The organism is Paenibacillus sp. RU5M, assembly GCF_900221055.1.
GTDB classification, from domain to species: Bacteria; Bacillota; Bacilli; order Paenibacillales; family Paenibacillaceae; genus Paenibacillus; species Paenibacillus marchantiae.
Window position 1 is genome coordinate 278,358 of sequence record NZ_OBQM01000003.1, and the last position, 21,786, is coordinate 300,143.

A 21,786-nucleotide genomic window follows, 5' to 3' on the forward strand; every position below is an offset into this window, starting at 1 on the left:
AACAGCAAAAAACCACCAGAGAAGGTCATGATATGACCGCTTCTACTGGTGGTTTTTGCTAATCCTGAATTCTTCCCGCTCAGGCAGACATAGGTAGCAAGAGGAAGAATATTTATCTTTTATTTCATAAATATGATCTTATGATGGCGTTACAGGTGCTCATTGAACCATCCAGCAATATGCTCCAGACGACGTACCCTTAAGTGCGGGTGACCTCCGCGGGACAACTCGTGATTGGCTCCCGGGAAACGAACGAACCGAGTGGTCTGTTTGCGTCGCTTCAAGGCAACATATAGTTGTTCAGCTTGTTCAATCGGACAACGCAGATCCTGCTCACCATGCAAAATCAGCAGCGGCGTGCTGACATTACCCACATATGCAAGCGGAGAATGTTTCCATAACTTCTCGGTGTCATCCCATGCATTACCGCCAATCTGGTCTTCCGTGAAAAAGAATCCAATATCACTGACTCCGTAGAACGAGAGCCAGTTAGAGATGGAACGCTGAGTGACGGCTGCCTTGAAACGGTCAGTATGTCCAACAATCCAGTTAGTCATGAAGCCACCATAGCTGCCGCCAGTGACGCCCAGACGGGACTCGTCGATAAACGGATATCGGGAAACCGCATAATCCATGGCTTCCATCAGATCACGATAATCCCCACCGCCATAGTCACCCCGGCAGGCATTCACGAATTGCTGCCCGTATCCGAGCCCACCTCTTGGATTAATATATACAACAGCATAGCCCTGTGCTGCGAGGATTTGGAACTCATGCATAAACGTAAAGCCATACATCATATGTGGACCGCCGTGAATTTCAAGGATGGTTGGGACTTTGACTCCTTCCACCATACCAGCCGGTTTCAGCATCCAGCCTTGCAGTCGCAGGCCATCAGAGGAATCGAACCAGAAGGTCTCGGGTGTGCTAAGTTGGATTTCTTCATCCAGTTGAGGATTGCTATGGGTCAATTGTATAGGCACGGCCCCAACTTCATCAGGTTGAGTATATAGAAAGAGATCACCAGGACGAAGTACGTCTGCTACGCCTGCCACAATCTGTCCATTTTCCAGCTCAGCAAACTGATAGAACTCTTTCTCGTCCGGCAAGATGTATTCGGCATGACTGCCATCTCGTGCGAATCGGGCAATCCGGACACTGCCTTCGATAGTAGCAAGACAGAGAATGGATGAACCATCACGACTGAATGCCGGGCCCGTATTAGTTAAGTGTGAGCGCATATCACCAACGAGGCTATGATTGATCTGTACATCCCAATCCTTGCTCAGACATACGGGTTGGCCGCCTGAGATCGGAAGGGTATAGAGCTTGACCAACGTAGCATTTCCATAGGAACGGTCGCTGGCAAGCAGTGCAAGGGATTGTCCATCAGGTGCGTACGTCAGCCGGCCGAAAGAGTATCCTTCCGGAGTCAACTGCTGCACGTCAGATCCGTCAGCCTTGGCACGATACACATGGTTTGTCAGGGTGTAATCGTTATGCTGCTCGCCTTCTTCCGGAAACTGAGCGATCCAGGCAATGGACTCCCCATCCGGCGACCACACATAGTCCCCGACGTCATAATGGCCTGTGATTACAGGGATCGCTTCTCCGCCTTCAGTTGGAACACGGAAGAGATGGGTTCGTCGACCGTTAAACAATCCACCGCTGTCAGATTTCATTCGAATTCGATCCACGACAAGTTCTTTCAGCAGTTTTTTATCTATGTCTTCAGTTTCATCTTCGTCTTTTTCGCTCATGTCCACAGATGATTTAACAAGCAAAGTGAGCCCATCCGGTGACCAGAGCAGGGAGCTAACGCCGTGCTTCAAATGGCTGACTTGCTGTGCTTCTCCACCATCTGAAGCGATCAGCCACACTTGTATTTTGCCTTCATGTTCTCGTAAAAAAGCAAGCTGTGAACCATCCGGCGACCAAGCAGGAGCGTGATCCTTATCTCCGGATGTGAAAGCTCTGTCCTTCTGGTTCTCCAGGTTAAGGAGTCTCAGGTGAGAAGAATAACCGTCTCGTGCTTCGTTTGTTTTCCGACTTACATATACCAGTTGTCCGCCCTGAGGAGACGGAGTTGGATCATTAACCCATGTAATCTGAAAAAGATCTTCCGATGTTATGCCGCGCAGACTCTTCATTGTTTGTCCTCCCACCACGATCAGATTGTTTTAATTTCCTAACCTTTCCATTTATATTAACGGAAAGCATGAGGCAGGACAACACGATTCTGAACGAACGTACTCCTATTTCTTAACAATATCGCCTGTGCTCGAAAGGAATTATTAGAAGCATGACGAATCCTAATGTTGAATAGTCATGAAATGGACGAAAAGCTGTCTGAAAATGATGTTTAATGTCAGTTGAATCTGTTTAATGAACAATGCTATTTAGGTATATTTGGTAATCCAGCTCATTTAATGAGCTGTACCCCGTTTATATAGATCATTCTTGTCTCAGTCACCATGAAGGAGGAGCATCACTTTGTCCACATCCTATGATCAACAGCACGTGGAATACCCGAGCCGGAAGCGAATGGCATGGCTTACAGTGGGGGCGGCACTTTTTGTAGCAGCCGGATTTTTTTTGATGTTTGATGGTTCTTCAGCCAAGGGATCTGCCATTTCTTCCGTTATAGGCTTGTTCTCCATTATATTTTTTGGGCTTTGTCTCTGCTACAGCCTGGTGAAGATGATTAAGAAGGAACCTTCCTTTGTTGTCGATGAACATGGGTTTGTGGATTCATCTTCTTACACATCAGGAGGGTTAATTGCCTGGAAAGATGTTGAGAATATTTTTATGTATGAATTTATGGGACAGAAGATGATTGGGGTTAAATTGTGGGACGAGAAAGCGTTTCTGGATCGTCAGAATGGGATGAAGCGCAAATTAATGACGGTAAACAGCAGCATGGTCGATGCTACGGTAAGCATTGCCCAGAACAGCCTCTCATTACCACTGGACCAGTTGTATATCATGATGGTGGAGCGTTGGAAGCAATCGATTGAAAGGGCGAGTGAAGGAAGTAGCTTTGATCTATTTAATAATGAATAGATAATGAGGAATATTGTCAGATTGGAGGAGTACAGATGCAACAAGGAAATCAGACGCGTACGATTCAGCTACCCGATGGGACAACACTGCCTGCAATCGGACAGGGAACATGGTATATGGGTGAGAAGCAATCCAGTCGGAGAGAAGAAGTTCAGGCACTGCGTTATGGTATTGAACGTGGAATGACAGTAATAGATACGGCTGAGATGTATGCTGAAGGCGGGGCGGAAGAGGTCACTGGTGAGGCGATAAAAGACTGTCGTGATGATGTATTCCTGGTATCCAAGGTGTATCCTCATCATTCGGATCGGAAGCAGATGATTACCGCATGTGAGCGCAGCCTTTCGCGTCTGGGTACAGATCGCTTGGATCTGTACCTGCTGCACTGGCGTGGAGGTGTGCCGTTGGAAGAGACGGTTGAAGCTCTGGAACAGCTGAAACAATCAGGCAAGATTCTGCGCTGGGGTGTTTCGAATCTGGATACAGAGGACATGCAGGAGCTATGGAACATTCCAGCTGGTCAGCATTGTGCAGTGAATCAGGTGCTGTATCATGCAGCTTCTCGTGGTATTGAATACGAGCTTCTTCCCTGGTTGAGGGAACGCCGTATTCCTGTTATGGCCTATTGTCCGCTGGCCCAAGGTGGCAGGCTTCGTAAAGAATTGTTGGAGCATTCAGTCATCCGTGAGATTGCCAAGGATCGAGGAGTCAGTCCTTCGCAAATTGCGTTATCCTGGGTTATCAGGGATGGAGACATACTGGCGATCCCGAAAGCTGTACAGCTGAATCATGTTGTAGAAAATGCTGCGGCGATGGACGTTATTTTGACTCAAGATGAAGTTGTTCGGTTGAATGAGGCATTCCCTGCACCTAAGGGTAAAGTGCCTTTGGATATCGTATAGTAACTTCTTGTAAGACCGATTACATCATACAATGACCGTAATTGGAAGAATCAAGAGTAATAAGAGCAGATCTGAGGATCTGTTCTTTTGTTTGCATTTGGAGCCATTTTAAATAAATGGGCTTTACAACAACAAATCACTAGTGTACTATGTAACTAACACACAGATACAGAGAGGAGCGAGGACATTGTGAGCATCGAATTTGACAACAACTTGCCAATCTACCTGCAGATTATGCAGTACATCAAAAGACAGATTGTGACCGGGACACTTAAGGCAGGCGATAAAATTCCTTCGGTTCGTGAGCTCGCGGCCGAATTACAGATCAATCCTAATACAGTACAGCGAACATTTCAGGAGTTGGAGCGGGAAGAAGTGGTTGAAACCAAGCGAGGTCTGGGTCGATACGTGACAAGTGAGGAGTCGAAAATTATGACGATCAAAAAAGAGATGGCTGGTGAATTGCTGGAGCGTTTTCTGACAGGAATGCAGGAGCTGGGCATCGAAGAACAGGATATCGTAAATATCGTCGCTGATGCCGTTGCGGAAGGAAAGCAATCACTGCATCGCGATGGAATAGGAGGAACAGTGAATGAGTAATATTCTTGAGATGAACCATGTAAGCAAAACGTATGGCGGCAAGAAAGCTCTTCATGACATCACGCTTGATATCGCACCAGGCCGAATTGTAGGTCTGCTGGGCAGTAACGGTAGCGGTAAAAGCACTTTGATGAAGCTAGTTGCAGGGCTTCTGCACCCCAGCAGTGGAGATGTTCGTGTTACGGGAAAAGCGGTAGGTTTGGAAACGAAGTCGCTGGTATCCTTTATGCCGGACCGCCCATTAACCGAGAGTTGGATGAAGGTACGGGACGCGATTGCGTATTACCGCGATTTCTACGCTGATTTTGATGAAGCCAAAGCGAGAGAGATGCTTGATTTCATGAAGCTTGAAGAGGGAGAGAAGGTAAGACATTTGTCGAAAGGTATGAATGAACGACTGCAACTAACACTGTCTCTTTCCCGTAAGGCTCGTCTCTATCTGCTCGATGAACCGATTGGCGGGGTAGATCCGGTTGCTCGGGGCAAAATTCTGGATGCGATTGTGAAGTTCTATGACGAAGACAGCAGTCTGATCATCTCTACACATCTCGTAACGGATATCGAACGAATTTTTGATGAAGTGATCTTCATCCGTGAAGGTGAGCTGGTGATGCGGGAAGAAGTGGAGACACTGCGTCTCAAGTACGGTAAAAGTGTGGATGAGATGTTCAAGGAGGTCTATGCGGAATGATGACACTGCTGAAGTATGACTTTAGAAGGAATTGGGATACATTATTGGCTTGGCTAGCCGTATTAATTATCGTTCAAATTGGGCTAGCAATTTTCGTGTCAGATATAACAGGAAGTGTTATAGGTTTTATTGCATATGTGGGAGTAGGCGTGTCCATTTATGTGAAAATGATCAAAACGTATTGGTCCAACATCCGTTCGTATAATCGCCGTCTTGTGCCGGTAACGGGATTGTCTCACGTCTTGTCTCCTATCATATTCGGAACACTCTGTGGGCTGGGTTTACTGGCTGTTGCCACCATTCACTATTTTATTTACAATGCAACACACACAGGGATTAACTTTACCAGCTACATGAACGATTCGGGCATTCATCTTTCGGAGATTGTTTCGTTGCTATTGTTTTTCTGGTGGGTAGCTTTGTTCTGTATCATAATCATCTTCCTCTCCATTTCGATTGGAGGCAGCTTCCGCTTTAAAACAGGACCGTGGATTAGTATCGTCGCATTTTTCGTACTAATCAATGTCATTAGCTGGCTGGAGAATACCATCTTCTCGGGGCGCTTTAACCCGGATGAATTATTTCAGGTAACGGAAAAAAGTACAGGGCTCTCCATTATGTCCAATCGAATCATGTGGTCAGATGGAACGTGGGCAAGTATCATTTTTGAAATTATTGTGGCAGTAATTTTGGTTGGCGTTGCCGTGTATCTGAATAATAAAAAAGTAGAAGTATAAGTTAAAATTCTGTCAGCTGCAGTTTAGCTGGCAGATTTTTCATTTGAAGCAATTCCCATTTCTTATACGTAAATAGGGATATATGTCGTTTTACAATAAAGGAGAAGGTTTATTTCTTGTAAGGGAGGGGTTTCATGGAACTCTATTTCAGAGATAATTTCTTTAATGCAGGGTACACCGAGATTATGAACCATGAACAGGAACAGGCAGGTCATCTCGATTTGAAAAGTGCCTTTGGTTCATCGCTTGATGTATTCGATAACTCGGGACTCATTTGCAGTGGTAAATTCCGCATGTTAAGTAACCGTTGGGATGTAACCTCAGCCGATGGAAGGGAATGGGGTGTCTTACGGGCGAGGATCAGTTTCTTCAGTAAGAAGTATGAGTACGATGCAGGACCGCGTGGTGTGTATGATGTCTCCGCTCCGGCGTTTTCAAATGAATATGATATCACCGGGATGGGCGGTAAAGTTGTGGCAAGCTTCAGGCGTACAAGTGGCTGGTTCGGTTCAGGCACATTTGTGTTAGACAACCAATCAGAACATCTGGATACGTATGAATTGATAGCGGTTGTGATGGGTGTGCATGCGATTAATAAAAGAAGGAACTCGGCTGCCGGTAGTGGCGCGTAGAGAAAACATATGAACAAAGAGGCTGTCCCTTAGGTCGTTAGCATAACGGGGGACAGCCCTTTTTGTATTATATTATTCTAATGAAACGAACACGCTCTATTCGTTCCCATTTGCATAAGTCGGACGTTTAACGAATCACAACTAACATGAGCTATGCAGAATCACTGTCGTCTGCATTGGCGAATGGCTTTTCAATGGGGTGGCTCCGTACTCCTCCAGAAGTCCGTTCAGGCATTGCTTCAAGCTCGGTTTCCGCATAGCGTGCTAATACTTTGGCGGCTGTCTCGGACATTCGCTCTCGAAGCGCAGCATTGTTTGCAATCCGTACCCGTTTGCCCAGAAAACGCATTTTGGACAGTACGTAATCCATCTCATTACGCGGAATGGTCAGTTCAATGCGGTACGTCTGTTGGGCTTCCACAAATTCGACCTGCTTCTCGAAGCAGGAAAAGGCATACAGAATTCGCGACAACTCCTGATTGAACTCCGGCAGCACTTCGATCGTTACGGTCGTCTTCCGGTTTTCCGTTAAAATCGCGATTTTGGCAGCATATTGAGAAGCAGTTTCCGGTTGAAGCGGGTGAGCTTCCGCGGTAATGATGCTGTGCAGCTTGGTGGACATCAGTTTGTTGTAGAGTGGAGCATACCAGAGTACGTACCATTCTTTTTTGACCATGGAATATTCGAGCTTGTAGGGGTATCCAAACTGATCCTGGCCGATTCGTCCATTGCGTACACGCCCTGTCAAGCGAAACCCTTGATGATGCAAAATCATCTGCCGTAATGGTTTGAGTAACGGATGAAAGACACTGTTTTCTTCACTTTTGGCTTTTTCGGTCAGGTAATCCTGAAGGTCCAGATCTTGCTCTGCATCCAGCATATCATGCATTTTGTGCAACGTATCAGGATGCAGTGCTTCTGGTGCGGCAGGGTGATTCAGCATCATGCGCAGCCAGGCCCGTTCCTGGGATGTCCAGGTGAACAGTCCGGTTTCATTCAATCTCGTCATCATCTGGTAGTTGAACATCTTCTCGAACAGATTCATAATATTGCGCAATCTCCTTCCATTCCTTAATCATCTCCTGACGCAGCCTCAGTGGAGCGATCACCTCACAGCTTGAGCCAAAACTCCGAAGCCACGGCTTAATCTCGGTGATACCGTTGACCTGGATTTCATACAGGAAGGTATGTTCCGTTTCGGGCGTAATCGTTCCCCATTGGCCTTGCAAACGAACCCGATCCAAAATGAAGTTACGCTGGCCGTCCTGAGGATGGAAAAATCGGGCTTGAACCGTTACGGTGTTCCCCGTATCCACCAGCCAGCTGTAGCGGCTGATTTCGGCCCACTGTTGCTTCAATTCGAGCATATATTCTTCTTCAATCGAATCCTGTTCCTCCAGCTGTGTAATGCCTTCCATCCGGAATTTCACAAAGCCACGGCGTCCCTGATATCCAATGACATACCAGCGGCCATACTGATGGTCATAGACAACTTCAAGTGGTACGATCCGGTTGGATCTTCCGCCTGCTTCCCGTTCAAAGCGTGGATTCGTATTCTGCGAGCTGTAGCTGGACGGTTTTTTGGGTGAATAATATAGAAACTGGATATGTTTTCGTTGGCGAATCGCACTAAGCAGAGTGTACAGATGTGCTTCGTCCAGAATGCGTGAATAATAGTGGTACTTGTATATGAATGGCTCGGTGGCTTCTTCCTGGGGATAACTTGCGCCAATGGCTTTTTTGAGACTATCCCGCAATATATACCCTTGTACGGACGGAACCTGGGTGTTTGCCATAATATCCACAAAATCATACAGCTCCAGCTGTTCTTCCACGGTTAGACCCGTAAGTACGTCCTGTTGCAAAAGGTAACGATAAGGCCTGCCGCCAGGTTCCTTGCGGATCACCCCCACTTCTTCCAGATACTTCAGATCTGACCGAATGGTCTTCTCGTCAGGCAGCGCTAGTTCCTCCGGAAGTTCAGCGCAGCAGGCATCCAGTAATTCCATTGCGGTTAAAGCTTGATCATGCAGGGTATGCAAAAGAACGGAAAGTCGTTGAACTTCAGTCTCTTTCATCGACTTGGCGCGAAAGAGGAAGAGCAGCATTGGTTCTGCAGATTCCCCATATTGGAAGCGAACGAGATCCGCCATTTCTTTGTTTTGTTCCGAGCCTGATCGTTGGTCAGTGACGGTCTGCATGATTTCTTTTAATCTGCGTTGGGTTTTATCAAATGTATGTACGGAGATGCCGAGTCGTTCGGCATACTGTTTACGGTTGTACGCACCACTTGTCAGGGACAACATGCGCAGAAATTGAATTTCTTTGTCAAAGCTTTCTTTAGCCATGAATATTCACTCCTTGGTGGCCTGGAGTCAGGCGGATATAGTGGATGACTATGTTGGCAGAACAATTCTGCGATATATAGAAACATTCGTGATCTTCCCATTTACTATATCCCTACATTGTATCAGGATGAGTGGCTGGTTTCATTTTAAACTTATGGAGGTCGCCATACTTTCGCCATGTTCGCGTGCAGACGTGTGAGGCATAATAAGGTTGTGAAGCGGGACAGCAACAAACTCTGCGGATCAAGGTTCCGAGGCGCCAGGGAGGGTTACTTCGACTGTTAATCGACCAGGTCGTTGGTTCGAATCCAATCGCCGCCGTTCATGGCGGTGTAGCTCAGCGGTAGAGCGGGTATTATACCTTCCCACCTTTTTCCTCGGAACATTTTATTATGGAATATCAGTAAATAGACTCACACCGGGAGGTCATGAGTGATGAGCAGAGCAAAACAATTGTTTAATCAACCTCAGCCAACGACACGTAATCATGGGGGCTACGGAGCCTATGAGCGATTGGTGGAGGAACAATATATACAGATGTTAATGACCAATACATTGAACAATACGTTTTATGCAGATACACAGCAACTGATGGATGATGCGATGGTCAGTCATCAGGAGATGGCTGAGGTCGATGCAGGGTTTATGGCGCGGGCGCTGGTCTATGCTCGTAATGAAGGTTTGATGCGGTTACAGCCTCTATACGGATTGGCACTGCTGTCTAAGGTGGACCCGGATCAGTTTGCGAAGGTATTCTCCAAGGTTGTACAGACACCGGCTGACTTGGCCGATTTTCTGACGATTCTAAGAGGAACGGGTCGGGGACAGGGCGGTCGAGCGGTGAAGCGCCAGGTGAGTCAATTTTTGAACGGTATCACTGAGTATTGGGCGATCAAATACAACGGGCGCGGTCGTGGATACAGTCTGGGCGATATGATCGCTACAGCACACCCCAAGCCGACAGATATGAAGCAACAATCCCTGTTCCGTTATTTGCGAGGACATGAAGTGGATCTTACAGACCTGCCGCAGTTGCAGGCACTAGAAAAATTGAAAGCTACTCCAAACCCGGCAAGTCGGATGCATCTGATTGAAAAAGGCAAACTGCCGTATACCGTGGTCACATCGATCATGCAGCCGACACGTACGGTATGGGAGGCGTTGATGTCCCAGATGCCGACCTTTGCATTGTTACGTCATCTGAATGCAATGGATCGGGCGGGAGTGTTTGAGAAATCGAAAAATATTGATTACGTAACGGGCCGTCTAACGGATGCGGAAGCCCTGCGTAAATCGCGCATCTTACCTTTTCGATTCGCCAGTGCGTATGAAATGATCGCAAGAGAAGAGCTGCGCTATGCTTTGCGGGAAGCGGTGGAGCTATCGATTGGCAACCTGCCATCGCTGCCGGGAAGAACCGCCATTTTCCTGGATCGCTCCGGTTCCATGCAAGGGGATTATTTGCGAATTGGTTCGGTGCTGGCACTGGCGCTATATAAACAAACACGAGGCAACTCGCTGTTCTGGTTATTCGACCATATGGTTGAAGATGCTCGTCCCAAGATGGATGAAAGCATCCTTTCCCAAGCTCACCGGATTCGCGCACAAGGTGGAACCGACACGGGACGGCCTGTACGAGAGCTTCGGGATATCGGAGAAAAAGTGGATCAGATCATTATGATTACCGATGAACAGCAGAACGAAGGAAGTCCGTTATATGTTGAGCTTGAACGTTATCGCCGGATGATGAATCCGGACCTGAAAGTATTTATTGTGGATATTGCACCTTATCAGCAGGCAATGGTACCGCCACGGGATGGCAAAACCTTTTATATCTATGGATGGAGTGAAACGGTACTGACGTATATTGCTGAGACTATAGCGGGATATGATACACTTGCAAACCGGGTGAGAGAGATAGAGATTTAAATTGGAAATGTGGAGGCCACAGAGATGACTCATGTTCATGAAGAAATGAGAGATACGATTAGACAGCAACTGAAGCAGATTGAAGAGGAGGAGCAGGTACGGATCGTTTATGCCTGTGAATCGGGCAGCCGGGCATGGGGATTTCCTTCACAGGACAGCGATTATGATGTTCGTTTTCTGTATGTGAGACCGCTGGAATGGTACTTGTCCATTGAGGATAAAAGGGATGTTATCGAACGCCCAATCAGTGATCAGCTCGATATGAATGGTTGGGATTTGCGCAAAGCCTTGAAGCTGTTTCGCAAGTCGAATCCACCACTGCTGGAGTGGCTGCAATCCCCGATTCAGTATGACGAACCGTACAGCGTGGCAGAGCATATTCGTGCACTGTCGCCTTTGACCTTCTCGCCAAAGTCCTGTATGTACCATTATCTGAATATGGCGAAGGGAAACTTCCGAGATTATTTGCAGGGTGAACAGGTGAAGATCAAAAAGTATTTCTATGTGCTGCGCCCACTGCTCGCCTGTGGCTGGATCGAACGTTATGATGCGATGCCGCCGATGGCATTTGAAGAGCTGGTGCAAGAACTTGTACCTGCGACTACACCGCTGTATACGGAGATTCATGAGTTACTACGCCGGAAAAAGGCGGGCGAGGAACTGGATCTGGAGCCGCAGTTGCCAGCAATACAGACTTTCTTAGCGGAGAAGATCGAGCATTTTGAACGACTGGCCGGCCAGATGGAGAATGAGCAGATTATTCAATTTGAAGAATTGGACCGGATCTTCCGTTTTGCGCTGCAAGAGGTGTGGGATCCAACCTGCGATTAAAGTACGAGGTCGTGCGTATTTGCACATCATTTACGGTATGGATTACCTCGCACCGGACAATTTGTCCCGGCTCAGCAAACGCAAAACGTCCAAAAAAGAGCGCCACGCTCTGATGGAAAGTGCCTTGGGTATGGAGGGAATCGAGCGTTTTGTGCGCATGGAGCCTGTGGAAAGGGTTCATGAATGTGTGCTCGCAACATTGGCTTTGGAGTCTGAACCGGTGGACCCACGTTTGTAATAGAATCGGTGAAGCATGAGACTTCTGATTCCTTTGGATGCAAGGTAATAGGGCAGGTTTGGTATATCCAAGCCTGTTTTTGTTTATTTTTCGTCAAAATATTTCATTCAAGATAATTAAAATTAGGAGTTTTAACGTTAATATAAATAACTAAAGCCCTATATGTTTCCAATCCATTCTGGGTAATAATTAATAGTAAGCAAGTGGTCATTGGAATCTCACAACGTAACGATAGGGGGTAACCTGTATGGCGTCAATGATTCTGTTGGTGAAACAGACGGAAGACGATGAAAAGGTTATTTATCGATTCGGACCGAATGAGCGGAAGATGGGACTCATTGAAATGAATAAGGTCAAGGAAAGTGTGAAAGAACTGGAACCTGTTCAGGTCGAGGGTGTCAGTCCGAGTTTTTATTTCAATCGGGCCGCACAGCGACTGGTTCGATGTTTGTTCAGAGAAGGCGGTAAGTTCCCTGAACGGACGACATGTGAATCTTAGTTTTTTAAGGCTGGTAAGTCGAACAACAGACTTGATCAGATGGCATATGAAGATAACAAAAGAGGTCCAAGTGCATCCGGAATATGGATGCGTTGGACTTTTTTTAGTTGAGCTGTTATATCATCCATATCCGCATAACCAAAAAGTTCACTGCTCCTTGGAGGAAAGTGAACTGGACATTTTTTAAAATATGGTATCAGAACGTCTTCGCAAAGGAAATCAGTGCAGTAATTGTAATGATGTTAAGCAGCGTCGAGATCAAAACTGTCTGGGCCGCAAAGTCTGGCTCGTTATCGTATTCCTCGGCCAGAATGGACGCATTGACTCCAGTAGGCATACCGGATGCGATAATAAGAGCCTGAGCGGCGATACCTTGCAAACCGAGCAGCAATACAATCGAAATCCCGATGGCCGGGCCAATCAGCAAACGCAGAAATGTGCTAATATACACATCAAGACGATACAGGCGGATTGGATATTTCACAATTTGGGCGCCAAGTGTCAACAATGCTACAGCGACCATACTTTGCTGCGCGTAAGTCAGCGGCATAGACAGGAAAGTGGGCAATGGAATATTCCCCATATGAAACAAAATGCCGAGCAACAGTGCATAAGGAACGGGCATTTTTAGAAATCCAATGATTACCGCACGGTAATTGCCTTTGAGCTTCGCACCCTGAATGGACAGCACACCATAGGTAAATGTCAGCAATGCCTGTAAAGACATGACCAGTGCCTGGATGGAAGAGGCCAGCGGATCGCCACGAAATACCAGGGAGTTGATGGGCAGACCATAATTGCCTGCGTTGTCCAGCATAATGCTGTTGTTGAAGGCGGCCTTCATGCCTTTGTTCATGCGAAGCGAGCGTGCGAACACAGACCCCACAATATAGAGAATAAGTACATATAAGGCGTAAAAAAGCGTGACAGTTCCGAGCAATTCCCCCGACATATCGGAGTGATACATGCTCATAAAGACGGCTGCGGGGGTAATACAATAGAAATTGATTTTGGCGAGGGTGTACAAGTCCAACTTGAACACCTTTTGCATCCAGGACCCGACGGCAATCAGGAGAAAGACGGGCAGGACGACTTCAAGCATGATGTCTGCAATCATCAGTTCAGCTTCCTTTTTCATGAAAATTTCAGTCCGATTTCGAAAATACTTCAACCATTATATCATTTTATACACAGATGAAAGATGTAAATGACTAAAAAAGATGAGGGGGCTTTTCATTATGATTCCAGATCATCTGGATTATGGTTTATCGATATTATTTATTGGATTCAATCCCAGCATCACTTCTGGAGAGACGGGTCATCATTACGCTTATAAAGGAAACCGTTTCTGGCGCATTCTTGAACGTTCCGGATTGACCCCTCGTTTATATGATGCACAAGAGGATGGAGAGTTGCTGAAGCTGGGGTACGGATTTACGAATATTGTGGCCCGACCGACAAGAGGTATGGACGACATTACAAAGGAAGAATATGCAGAGGGACGGCAGATTTTACGGCAAAAGTTGGAGGAATACCGACCAGACATCGCCTGTTTTGTTGGGAAAGGGGTATACACCCAGTACAGTCAGCGTGCCAAAGCGGAATGGGGATTTCAGGACGACCCGGTCGTCAAGGAAATTCATGAATTTGTAGCCCCGTCATCCAGTGGGTTAGTGCGTATGTCGATGGACGAGATCGTAGCGATCTATTCCCAGCTTAGTGATTTTGTCTCAGAGAAAAGCAGGGAGGACTGAAAAACGAAGCAAAAATGAAACTCCACATGGCAGCAAGTGAAGCAGTAACAATGAACCTTCAATGGTTGCAGAGTTCGGCTATCCGGTTTAACACGGGTGGCGCGAATTCTTTTTTTTGGATAAAGTGAGAGGTTTCAGGAAGTGTTTCCGTCTATATAGTACAGAACCATGCATGGAAGCTGTAGAGAAGGGGGATTACATGACTCAACAGATACCAGAGGAGGAGCTCATTCAGCGTATTATTGCGGGGGACAAACAGCTATTTGCTGTGCTCGTGGATCGATATAAAAATAAAGTCTTCGGCATTTTGCGCGGAATGGGTGCGAGTCATCAGGATGCACAGGATCTCGCTCAGGATACGTTTCTTCGGATGTACCGCTATCTTCCGACACGAAGGGAAGGAAGTAGTTTCTCATCTTGGGTATACACCATCGCTGTGAATCGGATGCGGGATTTTATGCGGCAACAGAAACCTGTGATGACCGCTGTTCATAATGGCTTGGAACAAACCAGTGGTGAAACGCCGGAGAAACATGTACTGCATAAGGAAATGCAGCGTGAAATCTATCGCCAGATGGAGCAACTGCCGGAATCGTATCGGCTTGTGCTGCTGCTTAAATATACGAATGAGCTGAGCTATGAAGAGATTGCAGATATCACGGACATGAGTCCGGCTCAAGTGCGTAATGCACTTTATCGAGGGAAGAAAACGTTGAAGAAACAAATGGAGCGCAAAGGAGGTTTATCGACGTATGAAGCCTATTCCAAATGATGAGAATCGATTGTGGGAACAGCATTTATTCTGTGAGGAGCCGGATGCGGACTTTACGCTTGAGGTCATGCGGAAGCTGGAAGGGGTGTCCATGGAGAGTGCAGAAGACGGGGATCCATTTACGAAAAAGGCTTCCAAGTCCCATTGGATGCGCCGTACGGGAATCGCAGCGGCGGCAGTTTTGATCCTTGTGGGAGGGGTCTGGTTTGCTTTTGATCACACAGAAAAATTGACTCAACCCACGGTGAATGCCGTAAATAACCCGCCATTACCTAACATACCTGTTCCAGAGGAACTTAAGTATTCCTATTATGCCGATGATTACAAACGTTTGAAGCCACTCGGTCTAGTAGTTAATCCAAATATCAACATTGAGGATCAGGGCTACACGCTTAAGATTGAAAATGTACTTGTAGATCGTTCTCAGATTGTAATGACCTTACAGCAAAATGCACCAGATGGCAGTATGATTAATCCGGTATATCCCGATTTGGGAAGAGTTCATATTACAGATGAGAAAGGAAATTCGATTGCATCATTGTCTTCGCCTGGGGATCAGACTCTGTACAGTTCAAAATATCAAAGATTTGTATACCAGTTGCAGGACGAAATTCCGGATAAAGTCGTTGTTCGAGGGGAACTTAGTCATTTAAAGATTCCCAGTTATTATAATTCCGAAAAGGAGGAATTTGTGGAATCTAGCGCAACAGTTGACTGGAGCTTTCAATTCAACATCGATATGACCAAAGCCAAATCACTGGCTGTTGAGGCTCCCATGAACAATACCTACACCACTCCTGAGGGTTTGAAATTAGATATGACACAGCTTGTACGTACGCCAAATGGGACCCGCCTTGATATGAACATCAGTCTGGATGATAAACTGCGTGCCAAAGTCGGAGAAGATTGGGCAGATGATATGGACTTGATGTACCACCTCGAAATTCCTGAAACGAGTGAGTATCGAATATTCAACGGGAGCAGACCAGATGCCCGTCAACCCAAGTTCCGGTTCCGAGATTTGAGTGGATTAATGGATGGTGGTCCATTGAAGTTATCGGAGACATGGGACCCTGCTTTTGTTACGGTGGATGCGAAGAAGATTCGCTTTGTCCTGGAAGGCTACACCATCCCAGTGTGGGGAGAGAAGTCGGTGGAAGTGGATCTGGAAAAGATGCGTAAGGATGCTGAAATTTACACCTACGTACTGCAATTTGAACAATATGGAGATGAAATTTTATTTTCTGATTTCAATTTCAAACCGGTGTGGGAATCCTATGACAAAAACTACTCACTAGTCCTGGAGGGAAGTGGTACGTTCCGAAATGCTTTCGTGGGCGATCGCTGGGTGGCTGTAGATCCGGAAGGAAAAGAGTATCCTGTTCAAGTAATCGGTTATCCAGACCAGCCTAATAATGACGGAGAATACGTTGCAGACAATCTGAAATTGGTCATCCGTGGTTTTTACAAAGAAGATGGAACGAAATTAACCTTAAAACGAACCGTAGTTAATCGTGAGTATCGGGACGTGAATTGGGAAGTAGATCTTCCATCGTATACCAGTCTGCCTTGGCAGAAATAAAGAAACGGAACGGAATAAGCTTGGAAGAATAACAAGATAGAGATAGAAGGGCCCAGCATAATAAAATGCTGGGCCTTTTTTATATTCAATAAAGTTAAGTTGTGCTGATGCTAAAAAAGTTGTGCACATTGAGCTACGCCGATTCCCGTGGAATAAGGGATGTGGATAACATGACTGTTTCCTTCGGTGTACCTGGACGTTCAATTCTGCGCTGCAAAGCTTCGATCGCACGCTGACCGAGCTCCTCTTTGCACAGATTGACTGTGGTCAGGGGCGGGGACGATGTAGCGGCGGCATGCACATTATCGATACCGATGACAAGGCAATCCCCAGGTGTGGAGAACCCCATTTCCTGCAACTTATTCATCCACTGCAAGGCGATATCATCATTGACGCCAATCCAGGCATCAGGCCGTTCGTCGGCGGGCATGTTTTTGATTGTGGCAGCCAATTGGTCGATCCATTCGCCGTTCTCATAAGGAATATTCCATTCTCTGAACGTGGTCAACCGACTGCTATCTGCGTGGAAATGGTTCAAAGCCAGTTCGATGCCGATCTTCCGCTGCGCAAAGCTGGCAGCCCGGCCATCATCCGTAATCAGACCGATGCGGCGGCACTGCATCGACATTAAATATCTCGCCACAGTAATGCCTGCTTCCAGGTTATCATGGCTGATGGTATCACAGTTCAACAGTGGCTCCTGATGATCCACGAGCACAATGGGGCGGCCTGTCTGGCTCAGTCGTTGCAGGACTGCATGGGGGAAAGCGCCCATGGCGATGACTCCTGCACAACGTTCCCAATCCAAGTGAGGAGCGATTGCCCGTTCTGGAGGCGTGTGTTCATCAGCGACTCCCAGAGAGGGAGATACAATGGCATGATGCCATCCTCTTTCATTACAGGCAGAGATCATGCCGGAGAGGACGCGCTGCCAATAGTGGGGCTCACCCCGGTTGAGCTGATTCATGCAGATGAGAGCAAATGGGGGCTCGGATTGTTCCGTATGGATTGCAGTTGGAACAGTGCTGCTTCCTGGGGTGCTTTGGCGATATCCCAAGGCACGGGCTAATTCCAGCACACGGACGCGAGTCGCTTCGCTGACACCAGTCTTGCCACTGAGTGCACGGGAGACGGCATATTTGGATAATCCAAGCTGGTCGGCCAGCGACTGGATAGATACTTTACGTGACATTTCATTACTCCTTCATATGTAAACAATTTGCATAAAACCAACGAGCCATTTCAATCTACAAGATATGATCCAATTTATTTTTTTAATATACCATCCGTTATGAATTGACGATCATCTTCCGGCACAGTACACTTACAAATAATAATGTTATTATAATTTATCATAACGAAAATAACAATGTGACACAAATCATTGAAGGAAACGATGCAAACAAATATGGAAACTTCAATTCAAAGGAGACGACATCCGTGGAACAGTTCAGATTACCGAAAATCCCCATGCCGCATCTGGAATTACCGCAAGCTGTGCAGAACATTCTTACCGAGGCCGAGGAACGACTGCAACATAGACCCAGATTGCTGGCACAGTTCCGTAACTGTTTTCCCAACACGTTGGAAACGACGACAAAGCTATTGGATGATGGGACAACCTTTGTTATTACAGGGGATATCCCGGCCATGTGGCTGCGTGATTCAGTGGAGCAGGTGATGCACTACGTTCCGCTGGCGAAGGAAGACGAACAGCTGCAGCGGATCATTGGAGGGCTGATCAAACGGCATACGTTCTATGCGGACATCGATATCTATGCCAATGCATTCAACGAAACGGCTAATGGATGGCATTGGGATGCAAATGATGAGACAGAGATGTCGCCTTGGGTGTGGGAACGCAAGTTTGAACTGGATTCACTTTGTTTCTCTATGCGGCTCGCCTATGCGTATTGGCGTGAGACGGAATTGACGGATATATTTGACGAGCGTTTCAAGAGGGTGATGGAGAGCATAGTAAGTCTATGGAAAACAGAGCAGCGCCATGGTGAGCAGTCCCCATATCGATTCATGCGGCGGAATTGTCCAGCCCATGATACGCTCCGTAACGAAGGATTGGGGATGCCGGTAAACTATACCGGGATGATCTGGTCCGGTTTCCGTCCTAGTGATGATGCATGTGATTTTCATTATAATATCCCGGCAAATATGTTTGCAGCGGTGACTTTGCGTCAAATGGGGGAGATTGCGAGGTGGGTATTCAGGGATGAGAAGCTGGTCAGCGAGATGGCTCATTTAGAAGAAGAAATACGACACGGTATTTCCTTATACGGTACTTACCGTCACCCCGAGTATGGGCAGATTTATGCCTATGAGACGGATGGTTACGGCAACTTTTGCCTAATGGATGATGCAGGAACCCCGGGACTTATGTCTATTCCGTATTTGGAGTATGCTTCCACCGAGGACATCGTGTACCAGAATACACGGCGCTTTATTTTGAGCAAGGAAAATCCGTTTTATTATGAAGGACAAGCAGCCAAAGGCATCGGCAGCCCTCATACTCCTCCCGGCTACGTCTGGCATATGGCGCTGTCCATGCAAGGTCTGACCGCAGACAATGATAAGGAAATGCTGGAGATGATAGATCTGCTGGAGAACACAGATGCAGGTACCGGGTACATGCATGAAGGTTTTCATTCAGATGATCCAAACACGTTCACAAGGCCCTGGTTTGCTTGGTCGAACAGCCTCTTCTCGCAGCTTGTGTACAAGGCAATGAAAAAAGGAATTCTATAAAATGATGTAAGTTCAAAAAAATAACTGCCTGCAAAGCAGTCGTTCCGGTTACGAATCGTTCTTTCGATCGCTGTTATCCCCGGATTTTTTGATTCCCTTTTTGTAAGGGGAAATCCGGTGATAAAGGCGAGCACTTCGTTTCTCCAGAATCGATTTCGTTCCCTGCACTGCGTTTGCTATTTGGCATGACATTTTTTCGGCTACATCATTTCTAGAATAGAAGAGTGAGTAGACAAAAAGCCCAAACTGCTAAAGATTCGCAGTTTGGGCTTGGTTTATGAGGAAGGATATGTGACTCACGGCTTCGCTATGTGGTTTTCAGCAGATCGGCGATGAGCACCTTTTGCCCTGTGCGGGCACTTTCGAGGGATGCGAGAACCATGGCCATACTGAACTGGTTGTCACTGCAATCGGTCTCAGGCAGTCGCCCGGATTCCAGCGCTGCGAACATGTCTTCGAGGCAGCCGTGATGTCCGGTTTTCTCCATGACGGGCAGGTATCCCTCAATCCGCTCACACGGTTGGAAAAAGGACGGTTTGCCTTCCGCATCCAGATGTTGCGCCGAGACAACTTCAGCATAAATGTCATCATTGCCATCCCAGATGGCGGTTCCTTTTTCTCCGGTTACGCGCCAGGATGCTTCCCATGAAGTAGGTACACCTTCTGCGCACCAGGACCCGCGATAGTTAAACACGGAGCCGTCGGACATTTCGAAGATACATAGTGCCATCGCATTGCCTTGATACCATGACCCCGGAGGATTGAATTCGTGGCAGTACACCGAGACCGGGTTGGCACCGAGAATATAACGTGCCTGGTCGAAGGTGTGAATCGCCATATCCAGCAGCAATGGACTATCCATCAGGTCACGGAATCCTCCAAAATGTGGACCCAGGAAGAAATCTGCCCCTGCAAAACCGACTTGGCCAATCGTTCCGTCGGAAATCAACTGCCGATAGGCGCGAATACGTGGATCGAAACGGCGATTTTGCATCACAGCCTGAATATTGCCCGTACGGCGTGCAGTCTGAACAATATCTTCACAGTCAGAGAAGGATTCCGCCAGAGGTTTTTCGCCAAATACATGGCATCCTTGTTGTAACGCCGTCATTGCAATGCCGTGATGGCTCGATGGAATGGTGACATCAAATACGATATTGGCATCAGTTGCTCGAATGGCCTTACTGATATCCGTAAACGTGGGACAGGAGAGACCGTGTCGTGCAGCGAGTGCAACGGCAGTCTGTTCATACAGATCGACAAGCCCTACAATTTCCGTGTCCGGTCTCTGCATGGCGTAATCAACCCAGGTATTGGACATGGCCCCACAGCCTGCCACAACTACCCGATAAGGATGACTCATCCTATCATCTCCTTATACTTTTCATTTTCTATGTTCGTGTAATGGACATCATGCCACTCAATGTTAATCCCGTTTCTATACCGGATTGGGAACAAAATCTCCACCACGACATTGTTTCAAATATTTTAAAGCGTGCACCTGTCCGGTCATTTCGAGTTCATCTTTGTAGACAGGATCATGCCAGCCTTCAATATCAATCGTTCCCTGATACCCGTTTTGGCGCAGAATCGTAATGATGTCGGACCAGTTGGTATCCCCGAAGCCGGGCGTACGGTGCCAGACGAATTCACGTGGGCCGTGCACGCCATATTCTTTGACAATGTCCCAGGCAATGGTGGCATCTTTGCCGTGCACATGGAACACTTTAGGCGCCCACTTGCGTAGCTGCGGAATTGGGTCAATCAGGCTGGACATTTGATGGCATGGCTCCCATTCCAATCCGATGTTTTCGTCAGGAACTGCATCGAACATCATCTCCCAGGCCGTTGGATTATGCGCAATGTTCCAATCACCCGTCTTCCATGTACCGCCCATATCACAGTTTTCAAAAGCAATGCGTACACCCCGGTCTGCAGCCCGGCGTGCCAGTTCTCCAAACACTTCCTTGAACCGTGGAATCGATTGGTCAATCGGTTGATCGGTCAGTCGTCCGGTGAACCCGGAGACGATATCCGCACCGAAGAGGTGGGCATGGTCAATCACCCGTTCCCAACTGGCCAGTGTGTCGGCGTTATCCCCGGCTCCGGTGAGCGGATTGCCGAACACGCTTACTGCAGAGATGACAATTCCCTGTTCGTCCACGATTTCACGGACACGTTTGGCTGTCTCGGCGAGGTCCAGATCACCAGTCGTTTGCCAGAAGGTCAGATTGAATGATTCGAAGCCATGTTTCATAATCTGTGGAATGACGCGGACTGCGTCATGTCCACCTACAAGTGTGCCTATGCGTAACGGATTATTCATGGTTGTATTTCACTCCAATATTGGCTTATAGTACTTCGTGACACACTCATTATAGCCGGGCATCTGCCGGATGGCTCTATACAATCTTGTGCAATATTAGTCTGATCTTGTGGGGAGAGGAG

The 21,786-nt window shown here is 47.2% G+C and carries 21 protein-coding genes and 1 pseudogene; 14 read left to right on the forward strand and 8 right to left on the reverse strand.

Features of this window, described 5'->3' with window-relative positions:
- Positions 1–149: 149 nt before the first annotated feature.
- The gene (locus tag CRO25_RS11875) at positions 150–2,150 is read right to left on the reverse strand and encodes a S9 family peptidase (RefSeq protein ID WP_079695117.1); all 2,001 of its coding nucleotides are present in this window, start codon (positions 2,148–2,150) and stop codon (positions 150–152) included.
- A gap of 343 nt (positions 2,151–2,493) precedes the next feature.
- Here CRO25_RS11875 and CRO25_RS11880 point away from each other — a divergent pair, with 343 nt between their 5' ends.
- The 6 genes from CRO25_RS11880 (at position 2,494) to CRO25_RS11905 (ending at position 6,625) form a co-directional block, all read left to right on the forward strand.
- Positions 2,494–3,063, forward strand: a complete 570-nt coding sequence (locus CRO25_RS11880) for an STM3941 family protein (protein WP_079695118.1) — start codon at positions 2,494–2,496, stop codon at positions 3,061–3,063.
- Positions 3,064–3,098: 35 nt separating this feature from the next.
- Positions 3,099–3,965 carry an aldo/keto reductase gene (locus CRO25_RS11885; RefSeq protein WP_079695119.1) on the forward strand — a complete coding sequence of 289 codons (867 nt, stop codon included), beginning with the start codon at positions 3,099–3,101 and terminating at the stop codon, positions 3,963–3,965.
- Positions 3,966–4,154: 189 nt separating this feature from the next.
- A complete protein-coding gene (locus CRO25_RS11890; RefSeq protein WP_064640316.1) occupies positions 4,155–4,565 on the forward strand; it encodes a GntR family transcriptional regulator in 411 nt (136 codons plus the stop codon).
- The gene (locus tag CRO25_RS11895; RefSeq protein ID WP_079695120.1) at positions 4,558–5,256 is read left to right on the forward strand and encodes an ABC transporter ATP-binding protein; all 699 of its coding nucleotides are present in this window, start codon (positions 4,558–4,560) and stop codon (positions 5,254–5,256) included. The genes CRO25_RS11890 and CRO25_RS11895 overlap by 8 nt, the downstream gene beginning before the upstream one ends.
- A complete protein-coding gene (locus tag CRO25_RS11900) occupies positions 5,253–5,993 on the forward strand; it encodes a hypothetical protein (protein WP_079695121.1) in 741 nt (246 codons plus the stop codon). The genes CRO25_RS11895 and CRO25_RS11900 overlap by 4 nt, the downstream gene beginning before the upstream one ends.
- 134 nt (positions 5,994–6,127) lie before the next feature.
- On the forward strand, positions 6,128–6,625 hold the full coding sequence (locus CRO25_RS11905; RefSeq protein WP_079695122.1) for a hypothetical protein: 498 nt from the start codon (positions 6,128–6,130) through the stop codon (positions 6,623–6,625).
- 151 nt (positions 6,626–6,776) lie between these two features.
- Here the strand turns inward: CRO25_RS11905 and CRO25_RS11910 are convergent, their stop codons facing one another.
- Together CRO25_RS11910 and CRO25_RS11915 are read right to left on the reverse strand one after the other, a co-directional pair.
- Positions 6,777–7,652, reverse strand: a complete 876-nt coding sequence (locus tag CRO25_RS11910) for a WYL domain-containing protein (RefSeq protein ID WP_257018572.1) — start codon at positions 7,650–7,652, stop codon at positions 6,777–6,779.
- Positions 7,618–8,973 carry a YafY family protein gene (locus CRO25_RS11915; protein WP_079695124.1) on the reverse strand — a complete coding sequence of 452 codons (1,356 nt, stop codon included), beginning with the start codon at positions 8,971–8,973 and terminating at the stop codon, positions 7,618–7,620. The genes CRO25_RS11910 and CRO25_RS11915 overlap by 35 nt, the downstream gene beginning before the upstream one ends.
- Positions 8,974–9,408: 435 nt before the next feature.
- On the opposite strand from CRO25_RS11915, the gene CRO25_RS11920 reads away from it, so the two are divergent.
- The 4 genes and pseudogenes from CRO25_RS11920 (at position 9,409) to CRO25_RS11935 (ending at position 12,470) form a co-directional block, all read left to right on the forward strand.
- Positions 9,409–10,902 carry a TROVE domain-containing protein gene (locus CRO25_RS11920; protein WP_079695125.1) on the forward strand — a complete coding sequence of 498 codons (1,494 nt, stop codon included), beginning with the start codon at positions 9,409–9,411 and terminating at the stop codon, positions 10,900–10,902.
- A 24-nt stretch (positions 10,903–10,926) separates the two neighbouring features.
- The gene (locus tag CRO25_RS11925) at positions 10,927–11,733 is read left to right on the forward strand and encodes a nucleotidyltransferase domain-containing protein (RefSeq protein ID WP_079695126.1); all 807 of its coding nucleotides are present in this window, start codon (positions 10,927–10,929) and stop codon (positions 11,731–11,733) included.
- Positions 11,717–11,971, forward strand: a pseudogene (locus CRO25_RS11930) (polynucleotide kinase); the annotation flags it as partial. The gene CRO25_RS11925 and the pseudogene CRO25_RS11930, both read left to right, overlap by 17 nt.
- A 247-nt stretch (positions 11,972–12,218) precedes the next feature.
- Positions 12,219–12,470 carry a hypothetical protein gene (locus tag CRO25_RS11935; RefSeq protein WP_063567677.1) on the forward strand — a complete coding sequence of 84 codons (252 nt, stop codon included), beginning with the start codon at positions 12,219–12,221 and terminating at the stop codon, positions 12,468–12,470.
- Positions 12,471–12,666: 196 nt separating this feature from the next.
- Here the strand turns inward: CRO25_RS11935 and CRO25_RS11940 are convergent, their stop codons facing one another.
- A complete protein-coding gene (locus tag CRO25_RS11940; protein ID WP_063567676.1) occupies positions 12,667–13,587 on the reverse strand; it encodes an AEC family transporter in 921 nt (306 codons plus the stop codon).
- Positions 13,588–13,708: 121 nt separating this feature from the next.
- Between CRO25_RS11940 and CRO25_RS11945 the strand changes: the two genes are divergently transcribed.
- The 3 genes from CRO25_RS11945 to CRO25_RS11955 all read left to right on the forward strand — a co-directional run bounded on the left by CRO25_RS11945 (position 13,709) and on the right by CRO25_RS11955 (position 16,578).
- A complete protein-coding gene (locus tag CRO25_RS11945) occupies positions 13,709–14,224 on the forward strand; it encodes a mismatch-specific DNA-glycosylase (RefSeq protein ID WP_072735185.1) in 516 nt (171 codons plus the stop codon).
- 199 nt (positions 14,225–14,423) lie between these two features.
- Positions 14,424–14,996 carry an RNA polymerase sigma factor gene (locus tag CRO25_RS11950; protein WP_079695128.1) on the forward strand — a complete coding sequence of 191 codons (573 nt, stop codon included), beginning with the start codon at positions 14,424–14,426 and terminating at the stop codon, positions 14,994–14,996.
- The gene (locus tag CRO25_RS11955) at positions 14,977–16,578 is read left to right on the forward strand and encodes a DUF4179 domain-containing protein (RefSeq protein WP_079695129.1); all 1,602 of its coding nucleotides are present in this window, start codon (positions 14,977–14,979) and stop codon (positions 16,576–16,578) included. Before CRO25_RS11950 ends, CRO25_RS11955 begins: the two co-directional genes overlap by 20 nt.
- Before the next feature lie 133 nt (positions 16,579–16,711).
- On the opposite strand, the gene CRO25_RS11960 is transcribed toward CRO25_RS11955, so the two are convergent.
- The gene (locus CRO25_RS11960; protein WP_079695130.1) at positions 16,712–17,770 is read right to left on the reverse strand and encodes a LacI family DNA-binding transcriptional regulator; all 1,059 of its coding nucleotides are present in this window, start codon (positions 17,768–17,770) and stop codon (positions 16,712–16,714) included.
- A 248-nt stretch (positions 17,771–18,018) separates the two neighbouring features.
- Here CRO25_RS11960 and CRO25_RS11965 point away from each other — a divergent pair, with 248 nt between their 5' ends.
- Positions 18,019–19,338 carry a glycoside hydrolase family 125 protein gene (locus CRO25_RS11965; protein WP_079695131.1) on the forward strand — a complete coding sequence of 440 codons (1,320 nt, stop codon included), beginning with the start codon at positions 18,019–18,021 and terminating at the stop codon, positions 19,336–19,338.
- Positions 19,339–19,386: 48 nt separating this feature from the next.
- Here CRO25_RS11965 and CRO25_RS33330 read toward each other — a convergent pair whose 3' ends face one another.
- From CRO25_RS33330 to CRO25_RS11975, 3 genes are all read right to left on the reverse strand, one after another.
- A complete protein-coding gene (locus CRO25_RS33330; RefSeq protein ID WP_179800937.1) occupies positions 19,387–19,530 on the reverse strand; it encodes a hypothetical protein in 144 nt (47 codons plus the stop codon).
- Between the two features lie 115 nt (positions 19,531–19,645).
- Positions 19,646–20,701: a Gfo/Idh/MocA family protein gene (locus CRO25_RS11970; RefSeq protein WP_079695132.1), complete on the reverse strand. Its 1,056-nt coding sequence runs from the start codon at positions 20,699–20,701 to the stop codon at positions 19,646–19,648.
- Between the two features lie 75 nt (positions 20,702–20,776).
- Positions 20,777–21,664, reverse strand: coding sequence for a sugar phosphate isomerase/epimerase (locus CRO25_RS11975; RefSeq protein WP_079695133.1), 888 nt, complete (start codon positions 21,662–21,664; stop codon positions 20,777–20,779).
- Positions 21,665–21,786: the final 122 nt, after the last annotated feature.

Coding starts and splice junctions, on each gene's coding strand:
- CRO25_RS33330 (WP_179800937.1), bottom strand. CDS start 19,530: ATGTCATGCCAAATAGCAAACGCAGTGCAGGGAACGAAATCGATTCTG.
- CRO25_RS11935 (WP_063567677.1), top strand. CDS start 12,219: ATGGCGTCAATGATTCTGTTGGTGAAACAGACGGAAGACGATGAAAAG.
- CRO25_RS11940 (WP_063567676.1), bottom strand. CDS start 13,587: ATGATTGCAGACATCATGCTTGAAGTCGTCCTGCCCGTCTTTCTCCTG.
- CRO25_RS11955 (WP_079695129.1), top strand. CDS start 14,977: ATGAAGCCTATTCCAAATGATGAGAATCGATTGTGGGAACAGCATTTA.
- CRO25_RS11950 (WP_079695128.1), top strand. CDS start 14,424: ATGACTCAACAGATACCAGAGGAGGAGCTCATTCAGCGTATTATTGCG.
- CRO25_RS11925 (WP_079695126.1), top strand. CDS start 10,927: ATGACTCATGTTCATGAAGAAATGAGAGATACGATTAGACAGCAACTG.
- CRO25_RS11960 (WP_079695130.1), bottom strand. CDS start 17,770: ATGTCACGTAAAGTATCTATCCAGTCGCTGGCCGACCAGCTTGGATTA.
- CRO25_RS11975 (WP_079695133.1), bottom strand. CDS start 21,664: ATGAATAATCCGTTACGCATAGGCACACTTGTAGGTGGACATGACGCA.
- CRO25_RS11920 (WP_079695125.1), top strand. CDS start 9,409: ATGAGCAGAGCAAAACAATTGTTTAATCAACCTCAGCCAACGACACGT.
- CRO25_RS11895 (WP_079695120.1), top strand. CDS start 4,558: ATGAGTAATATTCTTGAGATGAACCATGTAAGCAAAACGTATGGCGGC.
- CRO25_RS11905 (WP_079695122.1), top strand. CDS start 6,128: ATGGAACTCTATTTCAGAGATAATTTCTTTAATGCAGGGTACACCGAG.
- CRO25_RS11945 (WP_072735185.1), top strand. CDS start 13,709: ATGATTCCAGATCATCTGGATTATGGTTTATCGATATTATTTATTGGA.
- CRO25_RS11900 (WP_079695121.1), top strand. CDS start 5,253: ATGATGACACTGCTGAAGTATGACTTTAGAAGGAATTGGGATACATTA.
- CRO25_RS11875 (WP_079695117.1), bottom strand. CDS start 2,150: ATGAAGAGTCTGCGCGGCATAACATCGGAAGATCTTTTTCAGATTACA.
- CRO25_RS11915 (WP_079695124.1), bottom strand. CDS start 8,973: ATGGCTAAAGAAAGCTTTGACAAAGAAATTCAATTTCTGCGCATGTTG.
- CRO25_RS11910 (WP_257018572.1), bottom strand. CDS start 7,652: ATGTTCAACTACCAGATGATGACGAGATTGAATGAAACCGGACTGTTC.
- CRO25_RS11885 (WP_079695119.1), top strand. CDS start 3,099: ATGCAACAAGGAAATCAGACGCGTACGATTCAGCTACCCGATGGGACA.
- CRO25_RS11970 (WP_079695132.1), bottom strand. CDS start 20,701: ATGAGTCATCCTTATCGGGTAGTTGTGGCAGGCTGTGGGGCCATGTCC.